This is a genomic window from Erwinia wuhanensis, assembly GCF_030484085.1.
Lineage (GTDB): Bacteria > Pseudomonadota > Gammaproteobacteria > Enterobacterales > Enterobacteriaceae > Erwinia > Erwinia aeris.
The window spans coordinates 906,744-924,853 of record NZ_JAUJUH010000001.1 but is presented as its reverse complement, the minus strand read 5'-3'; the positions used below and the strand labels follow the sequence as shown (position 1 = coordinate 924,853).

General features: G+C 54.0%; 22 protein-coding genes. 11 read left to right on the top strand and 11 right to left on the bottom strand.

Going from position 1 to position 18,110, the window contains the following annotated elements; all coding sequences use genetic code 11:
* The first annotated feature begins 28 nt into the window (after positions 1 to 28).
* From QZH36_RS04180 to QZH36_RS04170, 3 genes are all read left to right on the top strand, one after another.
* The gene (locus QZH36_RS04180) at positions 29 to 1,438 is read left to right on the top strand and encodes a 6-phospho-beta-glucosidase (RefSeq protein WP_301729698.1); all 1,410 of its coding nucleotides are present in this window, start codon (positions 29 to 31) and stop codon (positions 1,436 to 1,438) included.
* An 823-nt stretch (positions 1,439 to 2,261) separates the two neighbouring features.
* Complete coding sequence (locus QZH36_RS04175) at positions 2,262 to 2,939, top strand: SOS response-associated peptidase family protein (RefSeq protein WP_301729697.1); 678 nt, start codon at positions 2,262 to 2,264, stop codon at positions 2,937 to 2,939.
* Positions 2,940 to 3,001: 62 nt separating this feature from the next.
* Positions 3,002 to 3,286 (top strand): hypothetical protein, encoded by a 285-nt coding sequence (locus tag QZH36_RS04170; protein ID WP_253454541.1) that lies wholly within the window; start codon positions 3,002 to 3,004, stop codon positions 3,284 to 3,286.
* Between the two features lie 25 nt (positions 3,287 to 3,311).
* Here the strand turns inward: QZH36_RS04170 and budC are convergent, their stop codons facing one another.
* The 4 genes from budC to QZH36_RS04150 all read right to left on the bottom strand — a co-directional run bounded on the left by budC (position 3,312) and on the right by QZH36_RS04150 (position 5,846).
* Complete coding sequence (gene budC / locus QZH36_RS04165; protein ID WP_253454540.1) at positions 3,312 to 4,076, bottom strand: meso-2,3-butanediol dehydrogenase; 765 nt, start codon at positions 4,074 to 4,076, stop codon at positions 3,312 to 3,314.
* 131 nt (positions 4,077 to 4,207) lie between these two features.
* Positions 4,208 to 4,693 carry a GNAT family N-acetyltransferase gene (locus QZH36_RS04160; RefSeq protein WP_253454539.1) on the bottom strand — a complete coding sequence of 162 codons (486 nt, stop codon included), beginning with the start codon at positions 4,691 to 4,693 and terminating at the stop codon, positions 4,208 to 4,210.
* 10 nt (positions 4,694 to 4,703) lie between these two features.
* Entirely contained in the window at positions 4,704 to 5,213 is a 510-nt protein-coding gene (locus QZH36_RS04155; protein WP_253454538.1) for a P-loop nucleotide/nucleoside kinase family protein, read from the bottom strand.
* A 186-nt stretch (positions 5,214 to 5,399) separates the two neighbouring features.
* A complete protein-coding gene (locus tag QZH36_RS04150; RefSeq protein WP_301729696.1) occupies positions 5,400 to 5,846 on the bottom strand; it encodes a PACE efflux transporter in 447 nt (148 codons plus the stop codon).
* A 523-nt stretch (positions 5,847 to 6,369) separates the two neighbouring features.
* Here QZH36_RS04150 and QZH36_RS04145 point away from each other — a divergent pair.
* The 3 genes from QZH36_RS04145 (at position 6,370) to QZH36_RS04135 (ending at position 7,778) form a co-directional block, all read left to right on the top strand.
* Positions 6,370 to 6,750, top strand: coding sequence for a putative holin (locus QZH36_RS04145; RefSeq protein ID WP_125289672.1), 381 nt, complete (start codon positions 6,370 to 6,372; stop codon positions 6,748 to 6,750).
* Positions 6,737 to 7,024 (top strand): phage holin family protein, encoded by a 288-nt coding sequence (locus QZH36_RS04140; protein WP_253454536.1) that lies wholly within the window; start codon positions 6,737 to 6,739, stop codon positions 7,022 to 7,024. Before QZH36_RS04145 ends, QZH36_RS04140 begins: the two co-directional genes overlap by 14 nt.
* Before the next feature lie 544 nt (positions 7,025 to 7,568).
* Positions 7,569 to 7,778 carry a hypothetical protein gene (locus tag QZH36_RS04135; protein ID WP_301729695.1) on the top strand — a complete coding sequence of 70 codons (210 nt, stop codon included), beginning with the start codon at positions 7,569 to 7,571 and terminating at the stop codon, positions 7,776 to 7,778.
* On the opposite strand, the gene QZH36_RS04130 is transcribed toward QZH36_RS04135, so the two are convergent.
* Together QZH36_RS04130 and QZH36_RS04125 are read right to left on the bottom strand one after the other, a co-directional pair.
* Entirely contained in the window at positions 7,779 to 8,015 is a 237-nt protein-coding gene (locus QZH36_RS04130; RefSeq protein WP_253454535.1) for a hypothetical protein, read from the bottom strand. It lies immediately after the preceding gene.
* Between the two features lie 288 nt (positions 8,016 to 8,303).
* Positions 8,304 to 8,549 (bottom strand): DinI-like family protein, encoded by a 246-nt coding sequence (locus QZH36_RS04125; protein ID WP_125289676.1) that lies wholly within the window; start codon positions 8,547 to 8,549, stop codon positions 8,304 to 8,306.
* 193 nt (positions 8,550 to 8,742) lie between these two features.
* Between QZH36_RS04125 and QZH36_RS04120 the strand changes: the two genes are divergently transcribed.
* From QZH36_RS04120 to QZH36_RS04110, 3 genes are all read left to right on the top strand, one after another.
* Positions 8,743 to 8,958 (top strand): YgdI/YgdR family lipoprotein, encoded by a 216-nt coding sequence (locus QZH36_RS04120; RefSeq protein WP_253454533.1) that lies wholly within the window; start codon positions 8,743 to 8,745, stop codon positions 8,956 to 8,958.
* Between the two features lie 90 nt (positions 8,959 to 9,048).
* Positions 9,049 to 9,453, top strand: a complete 405-nt coding sequence (locus tag QZH36_RS04115) for a hypothetical protein (protein WP_253454532.1) — start codon at positions 9,049 to 9,051, stop codon at positions 9,451 to 9,453.
* A gap of 70 nt (positions 9,454 to 9,523) precedes the next feature.
* Complete coding sequence (locus QZH36_RS04110) at positions 9,524 to 9,937, top strand: GNAT family N-acetyltransferase (protein WP_253454531.1); 414 nt, start codon at positions 9,524 to 9,526, stop codon at positions 9,935 to 9,937.
* 14 nt (positions 9,938 to 9,951) lie between these two features.
* On the opposite strand, the gene QZH36_RS04105 is transcribed toward QZH36_RS04110, so the two are convergent.
* Both QZH36_RS04105 and ldcA read right to left on the bottom strand, forming a co-directional pair.
* A complete protein-coding gene (locus QZH36_RS04105; RefSeq protein ID WP_253454530.1) occupies positions 9,952 to 10,614 on the bottom strand; it encodes an MBL fold metallo-hydrolase in 663 nt (220 codons plus the stop codon).
* Positions 10,611 to 11,531 (bottom strand): muramoyltetrapeptide carboxypeptidase, encoded by a 921-nt coding sequence (gene ldcA, locus QZH36_RS04100; RefSeq protein ID WP_301729694.1) that lies wholly within the window; start codon positions 11,529 to 11,531, stop codon positions 10,611 to 10,613. Before ldcA ends, QZH36_RS04105 begins: the two co-directional genes overlap by 4 nt.
* A 314-nt stretch (positions 11,532 to 11,845) precedes the next feature.
* Between ldcA and emtA the strand changes: the two genes are divergently transcribed.
* Positions 11,846 to 12,445, top strand: a complete 600-nt coding sequence (emtA, locus tag QZH36_RS04095; RefSeq protein WP_125289821.1) for a membrane-bound lytic murein transglycosylase EmtA — start codon at positions 11,846 to 11,848, stop codon at positions 12,443 to 12,445.
* Between the two features lie 49 nt (positions 12,446 to 12,494).
* Here the strand turns inward: emtA and QZH36_RS04090 are convergent, their stop codons facing one another.
* Positions 12,495 to 13,232 carry a flagellar brake protein gene (locus QZH36_RS04090; RefSeq protein ID WP_253454528.1) on the bottom strand — a complete coding sequence of 246 codons (738 nt, stop codon included), beginning with the start codon at positions 13,230 to 13,232 and terminating at the stop codon, positions 12,495 to 12,497.
* 184 nt (positions 13,233 to 13,416) lie between these two features.
* Here QZH36_RS04090 and QZH36_RS04085 point away from each other — a divergent pair, with 184 nt between their 5' ends.
* Positions 13,417 to 13,665: a GlsB/YeaQ/YmgE family stress response membrane protein gene (locus QZH36_RS04085; protein WP_253454527.1), complete on the top strand. Its 249-nt coding sequence runs from the start codon at positions 13,417 to 13,419 to the stop codon at positions 13,663 to 13,665.
* A gap of 63 nt (positions 13,666 to 13,728) precedes the next feature.
* On the opposite strand, the gene QZH36_RS04080 is transcribed toward QZH36_RS04085, so the two are convergent.
* Entirely contained in the window at positions 13,729 to 15,837 is a 2,109-nt protein-coding gene (locus tag QZH36_RS04080) for a TonB-dependent siderophore receptor (protein WP_253454526.1), read from the bottom strand.
* A gap of 265 nt (positions 15,838 to 16,102) precedes the next feature.
* Positions 16,103 to 17,749 (bottom strand): alpha,alpha-trehalase TreA, encoded by a 1,647-nt coding sequence (gene treA, locus QZH36_RS04075; RefSeq protein WP_301251747.1) that lies wholly within the window; start codon positions 17,747 to 17,749, stop codon positions 16,103 to 16,105.
* Positions 17,750 to 18,110: the final 361 nt, after the last annotated feature.

The following is an 18,110-nucleotide window of genomic DNA, read 5'->3' as shown; positions in this document are numbered from 1 at the left end:
CTGTCCGCTCATTCAAGGAGCTTTTTGTATGCAAAACAAAATAAAGATTGTCACCATCGGCGGCGGATCCAGCTATACCCCGGAACTGATCGAAGGGCTGATCCTGCGCAAGGATCGGTTACCCATTGCGGAACTCTGGCTGGTGGATATTGCGGACGGCACCGAAAAAATGGAAATCGTCGGCAATATGGCGAAGCGTATGATTGCGGCGGCCGGACTGGACTGGCAGGTTCATCTGACGCTCGATCGTAAAGCGGCGCTGAAAGATGCCGACTACGTGACCACGCAGTTTCGCGTAGGGCTGCTGGATGCTCGCCTGAAAGATGAGGTTATCCCGCTGGCCAACGGCCTGTTGGGGCAGGAAACCAACGGTGCGGGCGGGCTGTTTAAAGCGTTCCGCACCATTCCCGTTATTCTGGAAATTATTGACGATATGCGCGTGCTTTGTCCCAACGCGTGGCTGGTCGACTTTACCAATCCGGCCGGGATGGTGACGGAAGCGGCGATAAAATATGGTCAATGGGAAAAAACGGTGGGGCTGTGCAACGTGCCTTTCAGCCATATCACCCAGGCCTGTGAGCTGCTGGAGACCCCCGAGGCCGAACTAAACTTCAAGTTCGCCGGGCTTAACCATTTTCACTGGCACCGCGTCTGGGACAACAAAGGAAATGAACGCACCGCCGAACTGATCGATAAAATCTATGCGCCGGAACAGCGCGATCGCTCTGATGAAGGCCTGAAAAATATTCACCAGATCCCTTTCCACTATGAGCAGGTCAAACACCTTGGCATCCTGCCGTGCGGCTATCATCGCTATTACTATTTACAGGAGCCGATGCTGGCGCACGCTGTTGAAGAATTCAGGCAGTATGAAACGCGCGCCGAGGTGGTGAAAAAAACCGAAAAGCGGCTGTTTGAACTCTACAAGGACGTCAACCTTAACTACAAACCGGAAGAGCTGAGCCAGCGCGGCGGCGCACACTACAGCGATGCGGCCTGCGATCTGATCGCCGCTATCCAGAACAACACCGGTAAACAGATGGTGGTGTCAACGCGCAATAACGGCGCCATTGCCGATCTGCCTTTCGACTGTATTGTGGAAGTGACGGCAGCTATTACCGCACATGGCCCGGAGCCGCTGCGTTGGGGAGCGCTGCCGCCTGCGGCGCGAGGCATGATCCAGCTGATGAAGGCGATGGAGGAAACCACTATCGAAGCGGCCGTGACCGGCGATTATGGCGCGGCGCTGCATGCGTTTACCATCAATCCGCTGATCCCGGCTGGCGATACGGCCATCAAAGTGCTGGATGCGCTACTGTATGCCCATAAGGCGTATCTGCCGAAATTTGCCGAAAAAATAGCGCAAATAGAGCGGGATAAGCCGGAAATCGTCGCGTTTGTCGACCAGCTGTTGGCGGACCGCGAAGCGCATGCCTGACGGCCAGCACCTGCCGTCCGTGTCGGGCGGCAGCCTGTATACCTGATATCTTCCTGATGCCATCGCTATCCTTTTTTAAAAAATAAGGTGATGCCATACCTGCTCAAAGGCGTAAAGAAACCTTCTTGTCGGAGGCTGATAAACACTTTATTCAGCGCCGTTACAGGTTTTTAGCGCGCTATCCGTTCATTGCCCTCTGATTTCTGACGGCCAGCATGCTGTTCTTTTTTAAGTTTACTGCTGACAGGGGGAGCCTGGCGATCTGTGGTGGGGGGAGTGCTGTTTGCGGTCGGCGATGATGAGCGCTGAACCTGTTCATCTAAAGCCGTTATAAAAGGCGCAATGTTGCTGTGTCAGGTCTTTGCCATGCTGATAAATGCTTGCGCCTTGATAAAAAATCACTCGGGGGCGGTGCTCTGAAAATAAGACTCAGTAAGAGCAATAGCCGCCTTTATGATGGGAACCGGTACCGCCATGGGGATGTTGTCCCTTAGGACAGGCGAATGCTGAAGCAGACAGCACAGCCATCAGGGACGCCAGCAAAAGCAAGGTCGTTTTTTTCATCTCTGTTCTCTGTAAGTGACGAAGCAAAGATAATATACGCTTATAAATCTCAATAAGGATCCTGATAAAAAAACAGTACTATCACGCTGTTTCCGCCAGGCTGTCCAGCTCAGCCTGCGGCGGTAAGGTAAGCGACAGTAACTAATAAACTTTCGTTACAAAAGGGCGAGTTATGCCTGCTACGAGCGCGTGAAAAAAAGGGAACGGCATGGGCGGCCTGCCGTTTTTCGCTGCTACGCTTATCGAAAAGGAGGAGATTATGTGCGGACGTTTTACTCAATACCGATCCCGTGAGGCTTATCTGGAAGCCTTGAGCAACAGTATCGAGCGGGATATCGCTTACGATCCAGAGCCGCTTGGCCGCTATAACGTGGCGCCAGGTACGCGCGTACTGTTGCTCAATGAACGTGACGCGACGCTTTATCTCGATCCTGTCCATTGGGGATACAGCCCGGAATGGTGGCACAAGCAGCCGCTGATTAACGCTAAATCGGAAACGGCGGCGACGGGCAAAATGTTTAAGCCGCTCTGGCGCAGCGGGCGGGCGATAGTCATGGCCGACGGCTGGTACGAATGGAAACGCGACGGCAGTAACAAGCAGCCTTACTTTATTTATCATCAGAGCGGCGGGCCGCTTTTTTTTGCGGCCATCGGTAAAGCGCCTTTTAACAAAGAGGACGAACATGAGGGCTTCTTGATCGTAACGGCCGCCAGCGATAAAGGACTCCTTGATATTCACGATCGTCGGCCGCTGGTGCTGACGCCCGAGGCCGCGCTTGCCTGGATAAGTGAAAAAACCACCCCGGAGCAGGCGAGCGAAATAGTAAAAGAGGGGGCCGTCCCGATTGATGAATTTGCCTGGCATCCGGTTAGTAAGGCCGTGGGCAATGTCAAAAATCAGCGTCCCGAGCTGATTGATGAGGTTGAAACGGCCTGAGGTCGCACATAAAAACATCCCTTTCCGCTGCAAACAGCAAGAAGATCGTAAGGACAGGCGCTATGAGATTAAAATGGGTATTAAGCCTGGCGATAATATTTTTTTATGCAGACCCGGCGCTGGCTGCCCGGCTGTCGGACGAGGAAGTGCAGCAGCGGATTGTAGCCGAGTCCATCGCAGACTATTCGGGTAGCTGCGCCTGCCCGTTTAATTCAGCCAGAAACGGCAGTCGCTGCGGTGGACGAAGCGCATGGAGCAGGCAGGGCGGTGAAGCGCCGATTTGCTATGTAAAAGAAGTGACGGCGGAAATGATTGATCAATGGCGAGCGGCCAATAACGAGGATTAGGCGGCACGCCGTGCCGCCGGAAACATCAGGCCTGTTTAGGCTGACCGTTGGATGCCATGATACCGCCATCGACCGGCAGATTAACGCCGGTGATATAGCGGGCGTCATCGCTGGCAATAAAGGCAATCGCGCTGGCGATATCTTCCGGTTCACCTGCACGCGCCAGCGGAATACGCTCATAGAACTTATTCAGCAGCTGCTGGTTATCTTTCATCTCTTCCGTCAGATCGGTAAAGGTAAAGCCGGGACAGATGGCGTTTACGCGTACGCCGTCTTCGCCATAATCCAGCGCCAGCGAGCGGGTAAAATTGGTGACCGCGCCCTTGGCGGCGTTGTAAACGCTCATTCCCCAGTCGCCACCCAGCCCGGAAACGGAAGAAACGTTAACCACGTTGCCTTTGCTTTTCAGCAGCGCGGGCATAAAGTAGTGCACGCAGTAGAACACGCCGTCCAGGTCAACCTTCATCAGCTGTTTCCAGTCGTCCAGCGCGATCTCATGAATGCGGCCCTGCACGATCTGGCCGGCATTATTTACCAGCACGTCCACCCGACCATATTTATCCAGTACGTTTTTGGCAAGCCGTTCTACCTGTTCCGCCTCACCCACGTCGCAAGTTGCAACCAGATGCTCACCCTGAGCCAGTTTCGCCAGCGTCTTATCCAGCTTTTCTTTCGTGCGGCCTACCAGCACCACGGAAGCGCCTTCGCTGGCGAAGCGTTCTGCCGCAGCCTGACCAATACCGGAACCTGCACCGGTTACCACCACGACTTTTTGCTGAAAACGGGCCATATTAACCTCCTGTTGGAATAAATCTCTTGTTAAAACGCTCCGTTAACCCTGGCAGGCCTGTGACGGATCGCAAGCCCGGCAAAAAGGGGAGGCAATTAACTTATTGTTATTTAGCTGGTTTTTCAGGGGTTTCAGAATGTAACTTTTTCTGAATGTAACAGCCCGGCCTGCATCTCCATGCAGAGCAGATCGCCCGCCAGCGCAGAGTGGTAAACCGATTGTCTGAGCAGCGTAAAGCCGTGACGCTGGTAAAATGTCATGGCGTCCGGCGTGGAGGAAAGGGTAAGCGTAGTGATGCCCCTGGAGAGGGCCTCATTTTTTATGGCCGTCAAAATTTGCGTGGCGTACCCTTTGCCCATATGGTCCGGCAGGGTAAAAATGGCCTCCACGCTATGCTTTTCGCTGTCAAGAAAGCCTGTCGCTACGGGAAAACCCGGCGCGTCTGCCACAAAAAAAGGGTGCTGAACAATGGCCTGAAGATAGCCACCAGGCATTTTGTCCGGCGTCCAGGCCATGACCTTCTCTTCACCGTAGGACGCTCTACAACCGGCGCGGATAGCCAGATTGCGTAGTTGCCATAGCGCCCGCGCTTCTTCCGGGCGTGCCCGTCTGATCATCGGCTTGACCTTAGCCAGCGTGGCTGGAATAACGTTTGATGTTAAAACCTTCTTCTTTTACCGGCGCAACAAAATAGCGGCTGATAAGCTCATATTCGGCCTCTGTAGCAGCAAAATCATGGTTTTTGGCCTGGTTTCTTAACGCCAGCCGGGTTTTACACAAACTGTCTGGCTCATCCAGGAAATGCAGGATGTGCATACAGCGGGCCTGGTCCACAATTTGTTTCATCCACTGGCGTTGCGCAAGCGTATTTGCCGGAAAATCAAGCACTACGGAAGTGCCCGTTGTCAAGAGGGCAACAAGATGAGGCGTCAGCGTATCGCGCAGCCTTGCAGCGTATTTGACGTAATCCGTGACGTTTTTCATTTCCGGGCCATAAAGCCCGAACAGCCAGCTGTCTTCAGACAGGATAAGCGTGCGGGGAGCACTGGCAAGCTGCTGCGCCAGGGTGGATTTACCGGAAGCAATTTTACCGCACAGCAGATGCAGCAAGGGTGGAGAAGCAGCAGAATCGACCATAACATTCCTCGTTAACGACAATACCCTTTTTACAGCAAACCGTTCAGGGCGAGCGAAGGCGCATTAGAAACAGCGCCAGATGGTAAAGCAGATCCTCTACAGCGAACCTGATGGGCACCGAATAATTGATAATCAGCACGGCTAAAACCAGTAAAATCAGGCAGCTTGTTATAATACGCGGCATTATCACCTCTCTGCGCCCCTGGAGCGGCAAACCCAATGAAACCGGAAAAAGTCGTAAACATAGTTAAACACAACGGTATAAGGCAGAAAAAAGGCGACCAGCGCAATTTGCAACATAAAGGCTTTCAACAATGAGACGGTAAACCACCAGGCGGTTACCGGGATCAGGGCGGCAAGCAGTCCGGCTTCAAAAAGGACGGCGTGGAGGATCCTGACAGGCAGGCTCCGCCTGAAACCCATTCTTATCTGAACAGCATCAAACAGGCGATTAAAAATAACATTCCACAGCATCGCCGTGACGGCGGACAGCGCTGCCAGCACGGCAGATTGCGTTACGGGCACGGCTAATATCGCCGCCAGCATGAGCGCAATCAGGACATTAGCCACCACCTCAAAAAGTATTGAGTGAAAAACCCTTTCTTTCAACGTTTTGTTTAACACTGTTTCCATTAAAGTTTCCGATAATCTCAACGGTTGCGCCCGGCAGGCAGGCGGTTACGGGCCGGTAGGGTAGCAATCCTGCTTACCGGAAACTTTGTCTACCATCATTTCTTGTCTTTATCGCGGGATCCTGAACGCATAAAACAGGTTGACGCACCCTGTGGCGTCATTTCTGAGACTGAAAGCGAAAAAAACTTGATAAACTGCTGGTCACTGCAGAAGCGATGCCTTTCGCCGAATAAATGCCGCGCCGTCTACCTTTCCTTTACGACCTCATGACCCTTCAGGCAGCGTCATAGCGTCGAACCGCACGGTTCCCTTATCAGGACTGACAGCTCGTCTGGTTAGCTGCGTGGCTTTTCAGAATCAGCACCAAATAAATTTACAGCGCCCTCACGCGTACGCATTTCCCGCACTAATGTAAAAATATCAACTACTCCAGCTGTGCTAAATCGAATTTTCTTATTCCTGGCGCAGGCCGGGATTTTTTTCTCGTCCATTTGAGAAGACGCTGAAGCAGAAAGGGGGCTCTATGTTCATTCATGAAATGGTAGTGAGGATTGGTGTGGTATCTTCAGCCGGAGCGAGTGTGGCGAGTCAGTTAGGTGGCATGAACTACAGCGTGTTGTTTGGCTCTTTTGCCGGAGCGGTGTTTTATGTTGCCGGCGCAGCTGACATCGCTTTGCGCGTGCGGGCTGCTTATTTTGTTGTCTCATGGATCGTGGGCGTGTTCGGCGCCGATGTTGTAGGCGCCAAACTGGCTGGCCTGTTGGGATATAGCGACAGGCCGCTGGATGGGCTTGGAGCGGTACTGCTCTCGGCGCTGGCCATTAAAACCTTAACATTCTTTAATCAGCAGGATCCGGCCGCCTGGCTGGCCCGCATCAAAGGAGGCTTTCATGGTCACAAATGATCCTATGGTGATTACCAATGTGATCACCTGCTCGGCAATTGCCCTGCGGCTGATGTTTTTCCGTAAGCCCGGCGCGCACCATCAATGGTGGGCATCATGGCTGGCCTATCTGCTGGTGCTGGCCTATGGTTCGGTTCCGTTTCGTTATTTCTTTGATGATTACAGTCATAGCAGCTGGGCTTCTATCCTCATCAATCTGGTGTTCTGCGCGGCGGTATTTCGCTCAAAAGGCAACGTAGCGGAGATCCTTGCCGTGCTGCGCCCCGGTAGATGAAATTTTCGCCTGCCGGTCGGCTTGTCTCACTGGCAGGAGTTCTTTTTTTGAACGGTACTGTTAAGGTCATACGCCGTATTAATATATTATTCTTACCTAAGCTAAATTAGCGTAATAAATACATGTTCACTCTGCCGCTTATCCATCAATCTGTTGCGCGTTCTTTTCAGACATAACCTGCTGTATTAAAAGGCAGTCAATCCCCGCTCCCGCTATTAATAAATCGCTTTCTTTCACGATGCGAATAAAGCCAAATCCGCCAGAAATGTTCTGTTACGGGAAAGTTTCATTAATAATGGTAAAACGAACGATTTCCTTACATTATTTACCAGCGGTAGTTAATCTTCATTGGGTTTACAACTTTCTTCTGCCAGGATTAGTCTGTTTTTCTCTTTAATCCCCTGTAGATTTGCCGGATAAAGAAACATTTTCCGGTAAAAGATGGGTAAAAATGGCAAAAAAGTTAAATCTGTTTAAATCAAGGGTTGAGATGCTCAGCCATTGCTCAGTAAAATAGGGCCAAAACTCAAATCAGGAGAATTTCGTGTCAGAAGCTGCGTATGCCTATCATCCGGAACGACTGGAAGAAGCGAAGAACATCGCTTTGGGGTGGCGAATTGTAGGCCAGATGGAGCCGCAAACGCTTGAGGATGCTATTCAAATGTTGCGAGACAGCTCGGCCTACGCTGCACAGGTTTACGATCTGCTTTACGCCGAAATCGCTGAGCATCAAAAAGCGCAGGAAAACCGCTGATTACCTTCGGGCCAGCGCGTCGGCCCGATAGCGTTGCCAGGTTTCCCAGCATTTTTGCGGATCGACATTAGCGTATCCGCAAAAAGGATCCAGCGTGCGGGCTATATTATCCGGTACTAAAACCTGCGTGGTGATATCCCGAATCTTTTCCACTTCTTCCTTCGTTAACGGCGAGCCTTTACGCCATTCAGCCTTCGCCAGTAGTCCTCCCAGCGCAGGAACAGATATAACCGCCATAGTTGCGTCTCAATTAATTGCCTGCTCAGATCGTCGGCTCGTCCGGAGAAAACTTTAGGTTGTTACGAAATTTAAATTTATTTAAATAAATTTTAACAACTCATTAAAGTAATAAAGAGGGGGATGTATCAGTGCGGTTTCAGTTTTCAGATAAAAAAATGCCCGCAAAGAGGATAATCACGGGCCAACACCAGGGAAACTTGATAGAAGAATAGTGGCATGAAGACGGTAAAACGCAACCGTCCACGGGCAAAAATCGTTATAATAACGCCTGAAGTGCGAGGGTTATCAAAATTCTTCTGCAATCAGCCACTGGTCCGCTTCATCGAACATTTCTTCAATAATTCTCAACATTACCGATTTGTCGCTTTTGCTGGCGTCCGTTTTCACGCCGTTTGCCTGCATAGGTTTTACTTTGACGTCGGCATCGGGGAAAACTCGCTTAATGCGCTTTTCCAGTTCATCTAAAATCAGCTGCTGCGCGTTTGGTAAGCCCGCAACGTTGCGCTTATCGTAAATCAGTTCAACAAACATGAGAGGGATCCTGGTTATCAATGCTGGATAAAAATACAGTTAAATCTGCCTGGCTTCAACTGAAATTTGTTGATGGCGGCGATAACTTTCCTTATCTGGTCGACACTTGCGGCCCCTCCCGCTGCGCAGCAATCATCAAAAATTGCTGTGCACATAGACTACACTTCCTTCGGTTAACTTAAGGAGAGAAAAGATGAAAAAATTGTTACTTTTTCCACTGATTGCCGTGGCCACTTTGCTGAGCGGCTGCGCAAATGACCATATCATTCATATGCGCGACGGCAGCACAAAGGTTGTTGAAGGGAAGCCGGAAATCGATAAGGCGACCGGTATGGTTATCTACACCGATGAATCCGGCAGGCAGCAGGCGGTAAACCAGGCGGATATTAAAGAGATGAGCAGCCTGTAACGCAGACCAGGCCACTTCCGATTGCGGCCCAACCACGACGCGGGCAGGATACTGTGCCAGACCTGTCAGACACTTGCCCGGAGAATGCTCATGCTTCGTTTACTTGCCCTCGGCGGCCTTTGCGCCTGTTCTTTTTTCGCTCAATCCTCTGAAGGCACTGCGCCGTTACAAAACAGCGAGTATCAGATTACCTGTCCGGGCAGGCCAACCATGACCGTGACCAACGCACAGTATGGCCTGACCACGGTATTGTGGGCGGGCGATAACTTCCAGATTGCGTCCGGCAGCCAGCAGTCCCGTACCGATAACGGCGATAAAGTGGCTATCGTGCTGTTTCGCAACGGAGACCAGATGGTGATGAACAAAAGCACCAATGAGACCTTTTTCTCGTATGACGGTAAGAAAAACCTGGTTTCCTGTAGCCGCACCGGCGAACGCGAAAACAGCACGGTAACATTGCAACGAACCGATGCGTCGGGAAAGGTCGAATCCTGAGTAGTCAGTCGGGCAATCTTGCCGGGAGGCCGGCGCGGGCCGCAAACTTTTACGTATAAAAGAGGAGTCTATGACTATCAGAATAACGCACCAGCCTGGGGCGGACGAACTGGCGGAAATTGAAGCCGGCCTGCTGGCTTATAACTCGCAGTTTATGGCTATCGGCGAGTTAAAAAGTATCGGGGCATTTATTGAAGACGCCAGCGGCAAAAAACTTGCCGGCCTGACGGGTTCAACGGTGGGCAACTGGTTGCGCATTAATATGCTTTGGGTAAGCGAAGCATTGCGTGGGCAGGGGACAGGCACGGCGCTGATGCAGGCGGTGGAAGAAGAGGCCCGTCGACGCGGCTGCCTCTACGCTCAGGTCGATACCGCCAGCTTCCAGGCCCGGCCTTTCTATGAAAAACAGGGCTACGTTGTCCGGCTGGTACTGGATAACTATCCGCGCGTGCACCAGCGGTTTTACCTGACGAAAACGCTGTAGCAGGAAGACGACGATTATTCTCCTGGCCGCTGACGCAGATCCAGCGGCGAGTTCTCCGCCTCATCCAGCAGCGCCAGCCACTCCCGCATCGTCACTTCCTGCCAGGACAGATGGCCTTTTGTGGTTCCCATCAGCACCACGTCCGGGCGCAGCGCCCGATAAAACTCCAGCGTTTTTTTCAGATCGGCCTCGTTGCTTTCCGGCACCAGCACGGTTACCCAGCGCTGGTGGCTGAGGCTGATAGTATCGCCGACAAACAGATAGGTTTTGCCATAGGGCGAAGCATAAAGGTAGGTGGTGCTGCCCGGCGTATGGCCCGGCGTGGGCACCACGTGCAGGCTGCCGCAGTGCACTTCCGCCTGATTAAAGGTGTCGTCCGCTTCGGCGAACGAGCTGACGGGGCCGAGCGCGCGGTTGTGGCAATAGAGCGCCGAATTAAAGCGCTGCTGCAGCAGTCGCGCGCCCGGGCCAGCCTCGTGCCAGTGGGTCAGATAGTGGCGAAAAATCCCGCCGAGATCGCTGATAATATTATGGTCTTCATGATCCTCAACGCGTGAAATCAGCACGTTGCCGCGTGAAAGCTTCAGCAGAAAACCGTGCATCATCACTTCCGGATCGCGTTCGCCCGGCGGAAACTCCGGCGTTGAGATCCACAGATCTTCATACAGCTGCTTCATGAATGCTCCCGCAGTACCGCATGCCCTGACAGAGTCAGCCTGGCGACATCGCCTGCGACCCGCAGCTGGCCATGCGCACCAAGCGGCAGCGTGACGGTGTTCCAGTGATGGCCAAATTCCAGCCCGGTCACCACCGGCAGGCCGGTCAGCTCGCGTATTAGCGTCCACACGCTCTCAAAGTCATAGCCGTTGTCGTACTCGCTGAGTTTTACGCCGGTAAAACTGCCGGTGACAATGGCTTTCTGCCGTGCCAGCACGCCGTGCTGCGCCAGCTGCAGCAGCATTCTCTCCACGCGGAAAGGGTGCTCGTTAATATCCTCAATCACCAGGATGCCGCCGTCGATCTCCGGCAGCCACGGCGTACCGATCAGCGAAGTCAGCATCGCCAGATTTCCGCCCCAAACCGTGCCCGAAACGTCTACATCCTGCGGCGCGGTGGGCCATTCCAGCGTGAATTCGGGCGAGGTCAGCGCCCGCCAGAAATGATCGAGGGTGAAATCAGAAACGACCTCCGCGCCAAAATTGCCTGCCAGCATCGGGCCGCTGAAGGTTTGTCCGCCCGCCTTCAGCAGCGCCATCTGGATCACGGTAAAGTCGCTGTGGCCGCAAATTGCCAGCGGGCGCTCGCGCAGACGCGCCGCCAGCGCGGCGGCATCGAAACCGGGAAGCAGCCTGGTGGCGCCGTAGCCGCCGCGAACCGTCAGCACAATATCCGCTTCGACCTGTCGTAAATCCAAATCCTGTAGCCGCTGCTCGTCGCTACCGGCAAAACGTTGGCTGCGACGGGCGATCGTTTGCAGGTTAGTCACCTGATGACCCTGCTCCTGCAAACGCCGCACGGCGAGCTGCGCGGCCGCCTGATTCTGACAATAGCCGGAAGGCGCGATCAAATGAAAAGTGCGTGGAGTAACGGACATAATCTTCACTTTTATCCTTAATTGGCTAAATTTTGGCCCTTATTCAACGGTTTTTCGTCGCGGTAAAGCTGTTAGCCTTGTACTTTCAGGCGGGACATCTGTTTTCTGCGCAGGGTTAATGAATCATTTTACGCAATCCAGGGTCCAATACGGCTGATAATGACGAAAAGCGCAGCTGAAGTCATCCACCGCTGCGCTAAATTAAGAGTTTCGGTAATATTATCCCGGCAAATCGCCGCTATGATAAAACGCGAAGCTAAAGCTGAGAGGAATAAAATAGCGTGAAGAGCATAAAAACAGTGGCGATCGTGAGTATGCTCCTGCTGGCAGGGTGCGCCAGCCAGCCGCATAAACCGAATGAACATCAGCGGCAAACCCCGCTCACCAAGGCGCCGCCGGGGAAGGTTGCTCAGGCCTGGTCGCTGTTTACGGAAAACGCCGCGCATAACTACGGCGTCGATCAGAAGCTGGTTGAAGCGATCATTTCCGTGGAATCGGGCGGCAATCCAACGGTAGTCAGCAAGTCGAATGCCATTGGATTGATGCAGATAAAAGCCTCTACGGCGGGCCGGGAAGTCTATCGGGTACAGGGCCGTCGCGGGCAGCCAAGCACCTCGGAACTGCGCGATCCGGTGAAAAATATCGATATTGGTACGGCTTATCTGAAAATTTTGCAGGATAGTTCGCTGTCGGGGATCCGCGATCCGAAAACGCTGCGCTACGCCACTATTGTTTCCTACGCCAATGGCGCAGGCGCGCTGCTGAGAACGTTCTCACGCGACAGGGATCGGGCTATTGCCATGATCAATGCCATGACGCCGGAAGAGTTTTATCAGCATGTACAGAACAAGCATCCGGCAGCGCAGGCGCCGCGCTATTTGTGGAAGGTGACCACGGCCTACCGGACAATTTAGTGGACGCGCGACCTGATAAAGCTTGCTGCGTCAGCGGGATGGCTTACGGCTACTGAAAGCGGGTAGCTTTTTCGCGCGCCAGACGTTCCAGCGAGAAAATCACGTTCTGTAACAGGCGCTCCTGGCTGAAATCCAGCGAGGCGAAGCGAAAGCTCAGGCGCGGCGTGACCACGGTTTCATTTTTATTGCCTACCACGCTGCGCTCGCCGACGTTAATCAGCGTGGCGTCCGCCTCAAGGCGACCATATTCGCCCAGTTCAACACACACTTTCTTAAAGATTTCGCCACCCTCCAGGCTTTCCGGAATGGGAGAATCGCTTAACACGCCGATACCGCCCAGCGAGAGATCCTGGACTCGCATCCGGCCCTGGCCGCTGCCGTCCGGCCATTTGACATAGCAGTAAAAAATGGGGTCAAGCGGGACGGCCACGCGAAAGAACTCACGTCGTTGGATCATCAACAGCTCGTCGGGCAGCCCGGCGCCAAAGGCAGGCAGGCCTTCATGACTGTCGTTTTCAAGGGCGTTAAGCGTAAACTCGACTTTTGCGCCGTAGGTTTCTGCGGCCAGATGCAGTTCATTCATTTCCAGCGCCAGCTGGTTTTCATACTCATTGCTGCCGTAGTCGACGATCAGACGCTCTTTATCCGCATACAGCAGCCGCGTAATAAACTGGCCCCTTGCATGGGAAACCAGAACAGGCGTCTGATTTTTCAGCAGATTTTTTAATACGGCAAGCACGGCGAGCGGGCCACGCTTGAGATATTGTTCTTTTTCTTCTTCTTTCACGTCCTACTCCGATTGGGTGTCAGCAAACCCGCACCTGGCGGTGTTACGTCAAATTATCGGCATCGGCGCGTGACGCTTTAGCCGGTCCGAAAAAAAAACTGCAAAAAGTTTGGCTTTAAATCACAGAGTTAGAAATCTTGCCTATACTTATGCCGTCTAATCAGTACAAGCAAAGGAGCAGTAAATGGGAATTTTGTCATGGATCATTTTCGGTCTGATTGCCGGTATCATCGCTAAGTGGGTTATGCCGGGTAAAGATGGCGGCGGTATTATTATCACCGTGATCCTGGGCGTAGTCGGCGCCGTGGTCGGCGGCTGGATCAGTACGCTGTTCGGTTTCGGCAAGGTAGACGGCTTCAACTTCGGCAGCTTTATCGTGGCGGTCATTGGCGCCATCGTTGTGCTGTGGATCTACCGTAAAGTCAGAAGCTAATCGCGCAGCGGTAAAGCTTACTGAGAAACCCCACGCTCCGGCGTGGGGTTTTTCTTATCTGCCTCAGAAATCGTAGCCGACGGTGGCCATCACCGAACGTTCCGCTCCCCAGTAGCAGTAGCCCGTGCCGTAGCAGGCCGCGACGTAGTGACGGTCGGTGAGGTTAGTCGCGTTAAGCTGCACAAACGCGCCTTTCAGGCTGGGGTTCCAGACGCCAAGATCGGCCCGTACCGAAGCGTCAAACAGCGTGACGGAGGGCAGGCGCGTGGTGTTTTCATTGTCTGCCCACTGCTTGCCGATATAGCGTACGCCCGCGCCCGCGCTGACGCCCCACGCAAACTGATATTTACCCCAGAAAGAAGCCATCGAATTTGGCGTCACATAAGGCGTGTGGCCGTCGTTGCCGTCCACGGCATCCTTATAACGGACGTGATTAAGCGTGTAGCTGGCCAGCGTGCTCAGGCGCGGCGTCCACTGGTGATGGGCTTCCAGCTCCAGCCCCTGCGAATGCACTTTGCCTGCCGGGTCGTAATAGGATTCCTTAACCACGCGGTTGCCCACATCTTTCTGCGTTAAATCGTACACTGCCGCGCTATAGAGATCCGAGGTGCCCGGCGGCTGATATTTCACGCCGGTTTCATACTGCTCCGAGGTCGTCGGCTGTAGCAGATTGCCGTTAATGTCGGAAAGGGACTGCGGCGTAATCGCCTGGCTGTAGCTGACGTAAGGCGAAACGCCGTTGGCAAAGGCGTAAAGCAGCGCGGCGCGCCCGCTGAGATGATCGTCCTGGCGGCGATGCTTGTCTGCCGTCGCATCGTTCTCCGTTTGCGATACGATACGGTCATAGCGCCCGGACAGATCCAGATGCCACTGCTGCCAGCTCATCTCGTCCTGCAAATAAACGCCGGTCTGATAGTAGCGGCGCTGCGAGCGGGAAAAATCGTAATCCGGCTGCGGCCCCAGCGCTTCACCCGTGCGCGCGTTCAGCTGGCTGGCGTTGCCGCTGGCTTCGTAAAGATCGTTTTTATACTGATGGTACTCCGCGCCCAGCACGACTTTGTGTGCCAGCTCGCCCGTGGCGAAATCCGCCTCCAGCTGATTATCCAGCGCAAAGGCATCGAGTGACGAGCGGGAGCCGGAGTAATAGCGGTTCAGCCGATCCGCGTCAGCCGTATCCCAGCCAATTTGGTAAACCTGATCGAGATCGACATTGGAATGGGCGTAGCTGGCGTTGGAGCGGAAAGCCCAGGTATCGTTAAAGCGATGGGCAAATTCATAGCTGTAAATCTGCTCGCGCCGTTTAAATTGATCCAGAGAACTGTCGCCATCGTAAAAGCCGGTACTCAGCTTGCGTCCGTTATGTTCAGTAATACTGCCGTCGCCGGGCACCGCGCCGTGATAGCCACCGGAAGGATCCTTCTGTAGATAAGCGCGCAGCAGCAGAGAGGTATCTTCATCCGGCTGCCAGAGCAGGGAAGGGGAAAGGGCGTATTTCTCTTCGCGCGTATGATCGTATTGCGTATCGCTGTGGCGGCTAAGGCCGGTCAGCCGGAATGCCCACTGTTCGTTAATGGCGTCGGTATAATCAAAGGCGGTGCTGGTGCTGTTATGGTTGCCCGCCGAGGCGCGGAAATGGCCCTGCTGGCTGAACTGCGGACGCTTCGAACTTTCCATCACCAGCCCGCCGGGCACCGTTTGACCATAAAGCGCCGATGAGGGGCCTTTAATTACGTCGATACGTTCCAGAAACCAGGGATCGACCTGCAGTATATTGTAGCTGCCGGGATCGCTCATCAGCCGCAAGCCGTCCAGGAAGATATTATCCACGTCGCCGCCGTGGAAGCCGCGCAGCGAAACGGTATCGTAGCGGCTGGCTGCGCCGGCAAAATTCGTAAAAGCACCGGCGGTATAGCTCAGCGCCTGGTTGACGTCGGTTGCGCCCTGATCCTCCATCTGCTGTCGGGTGACAACGGAAACGGCCTGCGCGGTAAGCGCCAGCGGCCGGTCGGTTTTCATTGCGCCCTGGCTGGTGGTGGCGTTATAGCCGGAGGTCGGCGTAGTGGCCGTTTCGGCAGGAGCGGCGGTAACGACCAGCGTATCGGCGGCGCAAAGGGCAACGGGCGAGACAAACAGCGTAGTACAGAACAGCAGGCGTTTTTGAGCGAAAACCATGCTTCTTCCCTTTCAGAGTTCAAACAGAAAGCGCTGCCGGACTTGTTAACGGCTGGCAGCAAAAGTGTAAAGAGTATGACAATCTTAATGATAATTATTATCTTTACAACTACGGCGTACAATCCGTGATTTTTCTGATAAACGGCGTGAAGGGGAAAAATAAGCAGGAGGAATCAGGCAAGCGTGCGTGATTTTCTGGTAAGCAACGAAGGGAGAGAAACAAGCAGGGGGAAATCAGGCGATCCTGGACCGCCTGAAGAAAGGCTTACTGGCCTTTAGTGATATCGCCGACGTTATTACATACCACCCCTTTCGGGCAGTAGAGATCCATTAACTTCAGCGTGACGCCGTTAGTCCAGCCGAAGCCGTCCTGTAGCGGGTATTCACCGCCGCCGCCGCCGCCCAGGTTATTGCCTTCCACCACATATTTTTCGACCAGCTTGTGCTCTTTGTCATAGGTGGTCTGCACGTTTTTCAAAAAGCGCATGCCGATATCTTTCGCCAGCGTCTGCTTGCCGTAGTTGTTCAGCCCTTCCACGGCTGCCCACTGCAACGGCGCCCAGCCGTTTGGCGCATCCCACTGCTGGCCGTTGTTGACGTTGGTTGTTACCAGGCCGCCTTCCTTCACCAGCTGCGCCTGGACCGCCGTCGCCGTGCGGTTGGCCTGATCCGCCGTTGCCGCCTTGAGATAAAGCGGGAACAGCGTCGCGGCCGTCAGCTGCGGACGAACTTGCGCCATCTTCCAGTCATAGTCGGCGTACCAGCCCTGTTTTTCATCCCAGAAATAGCGGTTAATCGCCTGCTGGCGCTGTTCGGCCCGCTGCGCAAAGCGCTCGCTGGCGTCCGCCTGACCGGCCTCTTTATTGGCGCGCGCCAGCGTTTTTTCCAGATGAAACATCAGCGAGTTCAGATCGACCGGCAAAATAGCGGTGGTTTGAATCGAGGAGATATCGTCCGGCTTAGCGAACCAGCGTGAGCTGAAATCCCAGCCGGAGGCCGCGCCCGAGCGAAGATCGCGATAAAGCTCGCCCTTATCGCGTCCTTTAGCTTTTTCCACCGTCGCGATGTCGTCCATATAAGATTCGGTACGCGGCACGTCACGGGCGTCCCAATAGCGGTTCAGCAGCGCGCCGTCTTTCAGCTTCACCAGCCGCTTGCTGGCTTCGCCCGCTTTGAGGTGGTCAGCGCCGTTCATCCAGTAGTCATACTCTTTCTGCAGCTCCGGCAGGTACTGACGATAGACGCTGTCGCCTTTATGCGTCGCCAGCAGGTCGACCATCAGGCTGAAGAAAGGCGGCTGCGAGCGGCTGAGATAATAGCTGCGGTTGCCGTTAGGGATATGGCCATATTTATCCAGCAGCGAGGCGAAGTTATCCACCATATCCTGCACGCGATCCCAGTGGCCGCTTTCCGCCAGGCCAAGCATCGTGAAATAGCTGTCCCAATAGTAAATCTCCCGGAAGCGGCCGCCCGGCACGACATAAGGCTTGGGCAACGCCAGCAGAGAATCCCACTGGTTAACCGGCGTGGCGTTACGGGTCAGTACCGGCCACAGCCCGTCGATATGTTCACGCAGGCTCTGTCCGGCAGGTGGCACGTAGGCCGGGCCGTTGGTGGGCAGCGTGAAGTTGGTATTCACAAATCGGCGCAGGTCGAAATTGCGCTGTTTTCTCTGCATCTGCCAGTCTGCCAGGATCAGGCTGGGACTGGTTTTCGGCAGGGCGTCGGCGAAGGTCTTTTGATCGGGAAACAGTTTAGCGGCCTGCACCGCCTTAAACAGCGGCCCCAGCGTCATATCAGGCGGCTGCGGCTGCCCATCGGCGGCAGCGGCGAAGCCGGCCTGCGTCAGCGCGGCAATCAGCAACGGCAGCGACAGCACGGTTTTCCATTGACGTTTTTCAACTTTCTGCATTAGTCGTTCTCCCTATCCCAATCGAATAGCTGTAAGTTATTGACCCTGAAACAAACTTTAGACGAAATTCCGGAGTTCGCCCGGGCCGGTGCCGCGAAATGTGATGCACCAGGCTTTTTATCAACGGCGCATGAAAGAAAAGGGGTACAAACTGGAAATATTTAATCAAATCTATTAAGCAAACAAATTAAAAATGGCTTATTCAGGATGCGGCGGCTAATAGCTTCCTGAAAGCCATCTGATATCAGCGGCCGTCCGTAAAAAACAACCCGCTAACTGGAACGGTGGATTTATGAAGGATCTTTTTTCGGTAATTGTTTAGCGAGCTGTTTGCTACGCTTGCCAACAAGCCGCCGCTTTA